This window comes from Mesorhizobium sp. M7D.F.Ca.US.004.03.1.1, assembly GCF_003998635.1.
Classification (GTDB): domain Bacteria; phylum Pseudomonadota; class Alphaproteobacteria; order Rhizobiales; family Rhizobiaceae; genus Mesorhizobium; species Mesorhizobium loti.
On the sequence record NZ_RZQG01000331.1, the window covers coordinates 1 to 6,089 of the forward strand.

At 61.2% G+C, this 6,089-nt stretch carries 9 protein-coding genes; 2 read left to right on the forward strand and 7 right to left on the reverse strand.

Annotation, left to right across the window (positions count from 1 at the left end; all coding sequences use genetic code 11):
- Nucleotides 1–123: 123 nt before the first annotated feature.
- Nucleotides 124–471 (reverse strand): hypothetical protein, encoded by a 348-nt coding sequence (locus EN935_RS18790; protein ID WP_127262562.1) that lies wholly within the window; start codon nt 469–471, stop codon nt 124–126.
- Between the two features lie 164 nt (nt 472–635).
- Here EN935_RS18790 and EN935_RS18795 point away from each other — a divergent pair, with 164 nt between their 5' ends.
- Complete coding sequence (locus tag EN935_RS18795; protein WP_127262561.1) at nt 636–1,220, forward strand: DUF4145 domain-containing protein; 585 nt, start codon at nt 636–638, stop codon at nt 1,218–1,220.
- A gap of 4 nt (nt 1,221–1,224) precedes the next feature.
- On the opposite strand, the gene EN935_RS18800 is transcribed toward EN935_RS18795, so the two are convergent.
- The 6 genes from EN935_RS18800 to EN935_RS18820 form a co-directional block, all read right to left on the reverse strand.
- Entirely contained in the window at nt 1,225–1,812 is a 588-nt protein-coding gene (locus tag EN935_RS18800; protein WP_127262560.1) for a DUF1376 domain-containing protein, read from the reverse strand.
- A gap of 429 nt (nt 1,813–2,241) precedes the next feature.
- Complete coding sequence (locus tag EN935_RS18805) at nt 2,242–2,427, reverse strand: hypothetical protein (RefSeq protein ID WP_127262559.1); 186 nt, start codon at nt 2,425–2,427, stop codon at nt 2,242–2,244.
- Nucleotides 2,424–2,570 carry a hypothetical protein gene (locus EN935_RS40855; protein ID WP_164757540.1) on the reverse strand — a complete coding sequence of 49 codons (147 nt, stop codon included), beginning with the start codon at nt 2,568–2,570 and terminating at the stop codon, nt 2,424–2,426. Before EN935_RS40855 ends, EN935_RS18805 begins: the two co-directional genes overlap by 4 nt.
- The gene (locus tag EN935_RS18810; RefSeq protein WP_127262558.1) at nt 2,567–2,794 is read right to left on the reverse strand and encodes an AlpA family phage regulatory protein; all 228 of its coding nucleotides are present in this window, start codon (nt 2,792–2,794) and stop codon (nt 2,567–2,569) included. The genes EN935_RS40855 and EN935_RS18810 overlap by 4 nt, the downstream gene beginning before the upstream one ends.
- A gap of 36 nt (nt 2,795–2,830) precedes the next feature.
- The gene (locus EN935_RS18815) at nt 2,831–3,460 is read right to left on the reverse strand and encodes a hypothetical protein (RefSeq protein WP_127262557.1); all 630 of its coding nucleotides are present in this window, start codon (nt 3,458–3,460) and stop codon (nt 2,831–2,833) included.
- Nucleotides 3,457–4,734: a site-specific integrase gene (locus EN935_RS18820; RefSeq protein ID WP_127262556.1), complete on the reverse strand. Its 1,278-nt coding sequence runs from the start codon at nt 4,732–4,734 to the stop codon at nt 3,457–3,459. The genes EN935_RS18815 and EN935_RS18820 overlap by 4 nt, the downstream gene beginning before the upstream one ends.
- 713 nt (nt 4,735–5,447) lie before the next feature.
- Between EN935_RS18820 and EN935_RS18825 the strand changes: the two genes are divergently transcribed.
- Nucleotides 5,448–5,720 (forward strand): hypothetical protein, encoded by a 273-nt coding sequence (locus EN935_RS18825; protein ID WP_109668773.1) that lies wholly within the window; start codon nt 5,448–5,450, stop codon nt 5,718–5,720.
- Nucleotides 5,721–6,089 lie beyond the last annotated feature (369 nt).

The window sequence follows — 6,089 nt, forward strand, 5'->3', positions numbered from 1 at the left end:
GACAGCGGTAGGCCTTCGAGTGCGCAGCGCTCGCCATCATCACCGGTGGCGAGAACCAGGCGCCGGCGGCCGCGGGGATTTCAGCGGGATCGAGCGGGGTCGGAGTGACACGGCGGCGGGCGGTCATTCGTCGACCTCGAACTGGATGCCGTGGGCGAGCTTCCGTGCCGTTGCTGTGGTCGACGATATCTCACGGCCGATAGCCATGACCTGGGAGACGTTGTCCTTTTTTCGAGCCTCTACCCGGAACAGACGACGCAACGTGTCGGCGCGCGTTCGCACGTCGACGAAGTCCGCGATTTCGTCAGCTTTCGCGCGGGAAATCTTGCCTGAATACTCGATTTGGATAGCGATCAGCTCGCCGTACAGGCGTTTTCCCGCCGCCGTCATCCAACTGGGTGGCGTCGTCAAAGCCGCGGGTTTCTGCGGTTTCCTGGCCTTCGGCCTGGCCTTTCGTTTGCTCATTTCCATCGGGAGAGTCCTGTTTTTCGGTGGTGCGGAAAAAAAATCCGAACGTGGGACACCAAGCGGTAGAAACCCTCTTGGCTGTAGGTCTTGACCCTCCCCCCTGCGGGGCCGCCTCTTGACCCTGCTCGCAAGGAGGCGCGATGTAGGGTGGGGCTTGGGGGACGACGATGAACTACCTCGATTTTTTCGCTTCGGTGATCGGCTCGATCACATCGCTCGCCTGGCCGGCGGCGGTGGTCACTGCGGTCTGGTTGTTTCGAGGCGAGATTAGACCGCTCTTGCCGCGGCTGCATTTGAAGCACAAGGACACCGAAATCTCGTTTCACCGGAGACTCGAGGACGCTGAGATCGTGGTCGAGAGGTTGCCGGCGCCACCACAGGAGCCTGCACCTGCAACACCTGAAGAGCTGTCGAGATTTGAGCAATTGGTGGCGATCTCGCCGAGAACCGCGTTGATGGAAATCCGTCGGGAGGCAGAAGAGGCGGTCGGCAGAGCAGGAACACGCGCGGGTTACAGGACTTTCGGCGGGGCGCGCGGCACGATGCGCATGCTTCGCAAGCACATGGTCATCGACGAAAGCACGTCGAAACTCCTGGACGACTTGTTTGCGATCGGGAATGCCGCGGCGCACGATCCTCATGCCGCCATTACAGCCGATGACGCGAGACGCTACCGAGTTCTCGCCGATCGTCTGATCGACACTTTGGACAATCCACCGCCTCGCGATCCGTCGGGCGATGGCGACTTCTGAGGCGTTAGAGTGGAACATAATCGTCTCCCTCTTCAGGACCGTCGTATTCGTCGGGGCCGTCGTCGCCTTGATTCCACGGCTCGTGATTGAAGCCATCGTCTGATCGTGGTGTGGTAGGGGACACGACCGTAGGTCGAGTGTCCCCTTCAACAGTCAATGTCGAGCGCGACAGAACGGCAGGCTGAAAGCCTGCCTTCTGACTCTGACTCTGGTATGGCATTGCTTTCGCATCGGAGCGTCGTTGTTTTCCTTCGGTTTTTCCCCATCGTTTATTCGCCGCAGTTTTCGCACTCGATGATCTCTCCGCGCGAAACTCATGTTCGGCCTGGACGTCATCACTCCAGAGACAGCCATCGCGTCGGGTAATTTTCTTCATCGAGACAAGCGTTTCGAGGGCGTTCGCGAAGGTCGACTTGGTCGCTCCGCATCGCCTGGCGAGCATGTCGTGGTCTTCCGGAATAGGCTCGCCGCGCTCGTGTAGGATGCACTCCAGAAGGTGCAGGATCCCGACATCCGACGGCTTCAATCCTCGCGTTGAGGCGAGAACTTCCGAAGGGAAGGTGCGAAACCACGGCGCCGGGCCAGACGTCATCTCGACTGCTCTTCCCGGCGCAGCCGATCGGCTTCCTTCTCAGCGAGGATTAACTCCGCCGAGGACAACCCAAAATAGTCTCTCAAAACGTTGATATAGACGCTCGCCGGCGGGCGCTGCGATGCCGGTGTCCTGACGAGCCAGGCCGCGCATCTCGCGACACGTTCATTGCTGGCAAAACTCACAGTGCCCGCGCTCACGATCAGCTAACCCGTCGGCCGCATTGCGAGCATTTGAAGCGTTTTCCCGCCAACAACTCGGCCGGCAACTCGATGCGGCCTCTATGGCCGCAGCGACATCGCAGCACGCGTGAAACCATCTCCGCCGCATTAGCTTCCTTTCGGGCGCCACCACGAGGCCGGCCGGCGCTTTCAGCGCCCTGGCGGGTGATGCGCTGGCGATCGGCGTCGCGGGACCAGTCGCGCTTCGTCACGTTGCCCTCGCAAGGCGTAAATTGTTCAGGCGACAGACCTCGCAGGCCTCAGCCACAGAGAGCCCGAACCGCTGCTGCATTTCAGGCACGGCGCTGCCGCGACCGGCGCGCGGTGTCTCGGCGAGCCACTTTGCCGCCTCGGCAAGCTTGACCGGGATCTCCGGTTCTGCGGCGCCTGTCATCGCTGCGGCCCCATGGCCCGCTCAGCAGCCTCGATGAGCACGTTGCCGGCGCGCAAGAGCGACAGGGCGAGCGTTAGCCGGCCGTAGCGGGTCCGGAGGAGCGCTGCAGCCAGGAAGAGGACGGCGCCGGCGGCGATCGTCATGCCGCCACCTCGTTGCGCGCCGCGGCCGCCTTTTCAATCACGGCGGCGAGCTCACTGGCACGCCAGCGGTTGGTGCTCGCGCTGATCTTCAGCGGCTTCGGGTAGCGGCCGGCGTTAATGCCGCGCCAGAGGGTCGAGCGATGGATCGGAGTGCTGCTGCCACCGATCAAGCGGCATGCCGCTGCCTCGTCGACCAGTTCGTCCTGTTGGTGAGTTGCGTTCATGGTGTCGCTCCTTGATTTGGCGACACTCAATTAAGCTCAGTGAGTGCGGTCTGTCACAATGGCGGAAATGACCTGCTCTTCGGTGGCCATTTCACCATGCTCACCACTGGCTTTTTGATAAGTTCGGATCGCCGAGGCCGCTGCGTCTGCGGTCGGTGGAGGCGCCAAGATTGGTGAGCACGAGGCCAGCAAGAATCTCACCAAGGGACCGCTTGGGGTCTGCTCGTCGGTTTCATCGTCAACCTTCGATGAACGACTGACACGCCGCCCGGAATTCTCCCAAAACTCAATGAGGCGCGCCGACAGCGCAGATGGGATCTGAGGACGTCTTCCTTTCCGTGGTGGATGAAGGTCTGAGACCTGTTCCACGAAATTTAGCAGTGAGACCAGATGACCGACCAAGGTGGCTGGCTTGCCTTCGGAGAAGTGCTCGTCGATATCAAAATCATTCTCGGGCTCGAGCTCGTCAAGCAGCTGCTCCGCCAAGTCCGCGATCTTTGCATTGCGAGCGAGTTCGGCTCGCACATCGTCTTCAGTGTAGGCCTTCCACTCGCCCACTACGCGTTCGACGTATCTGCAGTCATGGTGATCCTCGTCGACGTCAAGTGTATCAGCTATCGCGGCGAGCTGATCGAAAGTGTATTTGAACGGCTTTTCGGAGGTCACGCCGCGCTCCTCGCGCCGATCGACACGACGCTGGTGCCGCCGGCCACGAGGCCGGTCAGCCGATCGGCCCACAGGTCCAGTGCGTGCCGCTTCTCCTTATCGTATGAATAGCGAGCGTAGACCTTCGAGGTGATGCTGGCCCTGGTAGCGCTGACGTGGTTCAGGACGTGGCCGACGATGAAGGGCGAAATCCCGAGCTCCTCCATGCCAGTCGCGGCCGATCGGCGAAGGTCATGAGGTGTCCAAGGCGCGATTCCCATGATCGTGGTGAGGCCGCGCTTGGTGACCTCCTCGCGCTTGATAGCCTTCGGGATCGATGAGCCGGTGACAGGAGCTCGCGCGCCGGGCCCAGGGAACACGAATACCGGTACCTCCCGGCCCTTGCGTTCAGCCAGCGCCTTCACGTCGGCCAGTTGCTCGCGGATAGTCGCGACGGCCATCGCCGACAGGGGGACGACATGCTCGCGTTTGTTTTTGGAGCGCTCAGGCGGGATGGTCCAGACGGCGGTATCGAGCTCGAGTTCATCGACCATCATCCCGGCAACCTCGCCAACCCGCTGCGCAGTGATCAGGCATAGCCGGATGATCCTCCGGGTGCTTTCGCGCATATCTGCTTCCGGCAACGCCGCCCACATCGTCTTGATCTCGTCGGCGGGGAGGACGCGATCGCGTTCGGCCGTCTCGGTTGGTTTCGACATCCCTTCAGCGAGGTTTTCATCGAGATCCCCGCGGCCCCTCGCCCAGCGCACCATGGCGCGGAGGTCCTCGAAAACTCGATTTGCTTCAACATGGGCGCCGCGGTCCTTGACGGCGTCGATGCACTTGGTGAGATCGCGCCGATGCAGCTCCGCCAGCTTGACGTCGCCGATCACGTCCTTGACGTTCTTGCGGAGCCGGCGCGCTATCTCGTCGGCCGAGCGCTTCGTGGAAGCTCGACGGGCGACATAGTTCTCAACCAGGTCGGCGACAGTCTGCGAAGCCGCGAGCGCCTTCTTGTCGGCGACGGGGTCGCCGCCGTCGCCAACCCTCGCGCGCGTGTCCTTCGCGCGCTGGCGGGCTCCCTTTTCGGTGCCGAGCGGTATTTCCGGATAGGTGCCGAGCTTGAGCCATTGCCGCTTCGCCGGCGGGCCATACACCGCATACCATGTCTTTTGCCCGCCCGATGAAGCGCGGAGCACCAGACCCTTCACTATGGTATCAAAATAGTCGGTCTTCCGGCCGGAGAGACACTTGGCGGCCTGGATGAATTTGTCCGTCAGTTCGACGGTCGGCATAGCGTCCCCCGAGAAACCGGTTCGCGTGATCTACACAATGATCTACACAAACCGGCGCGCTTTGTCACTACGTATTGCGACAAGGTGCGGCATGGTGTAACAAGCAGATGCCTTGCGGTGCAAGGGGTTGAGAGTTTCGGTGTGTCGCAGGCTGATGCGTGGGAGTGCTATAGGAAACCTCTGTTAACCGGTTGGTCGCTGGTTCGAATCCGGCCCGGGGAGCCAAATTTTTCAAAGCTATGAGACCTTCAGTCGATCACCCAAAAGGGCTGATTTACCGCATGCCTACGGAATCGGAAGTCCTTAGGTTGCCTCAAAAGGCCGGACCCGCCGCCTTTCGCGGGTGAATCGTTTCCGCTGATCCAGCGCACTCGTCTATGACATCACGACACCGGGGCTACGGCGTTGTCGCGTAGCAGGCATGTAGCCTGGCCTTCGGCTTCGGCGATCTCGTTAGGATTTCTTGTCGCCATTTGGATTGGGTACCGGTGCCTCTCGCACGTCTCGCGGTGGCGGATCGACGTGTTCAAGCTCTGGCGGTGCTTCTTTGTCGCGACGCCGGGGATCTGCCTTCTTCGGTTCGGCCTTCGGTGGCGGTTCCTTGATCTTGTTTGGCATAATCCATTTAACCGGAATCCGCGTCTCTTGTTCCCGCTAGGGCGCCGAAAACTGAAAGCTGGAGGAACCGGGACCGTTGAAGAGCGTTCTCTGGCATGCTCAAAAAGATCGCCCTTGCTGCTGTGCTGTTCCAGGTCGCCGCCTTATCGGCTCTGCTGACTCAGACGGTTCTCTTCGCGTCATCCACCGCTACGCAGGCCGCGAACGTGCAGCCGGAGACATCCGTCGCGGTCACGGAGAAAGAATGCGCCAAGGCGACGTGGCCAGATATTCCCGATCATTGCCTTAAGCGGATCGAGGCGAGGAAGCTCATCACGATGACCTTAATGACGGCCGGGCAACAGCCCGCCGTTGCAGGCGTGGATTGATCTTCCAAGGCTTAGGCCGCTCAACCGGCCCCCCAGTCGACGCCGGCCGTCTCTCCCCGCATCATCAATCCACCCAATTTAAGTCAGGGCGCTGTGCTTGAAAGCGCAATGATTCCTGCTACTTGCGGCGTGGGGGTAGTGCGTTTTGGTTGGGCAAGAATTGGCGATGACTTCAGATATGGAATGCCTGCGCTGTCATGGCAGCGGCAGGGTCTTCGACTGCTCCAAATGGTCGGCGTCAAACGGGCATTGCTGCCCGCAAGGGACGCATCGGACCGGTTGCCCCGGAAAGACGATCGCCTGCTCGGGATGCGCAGGCCTGGGGACGTTGGCGGAGCCGCCGCTGAGAGCCGTCGCATAGCTCATGAT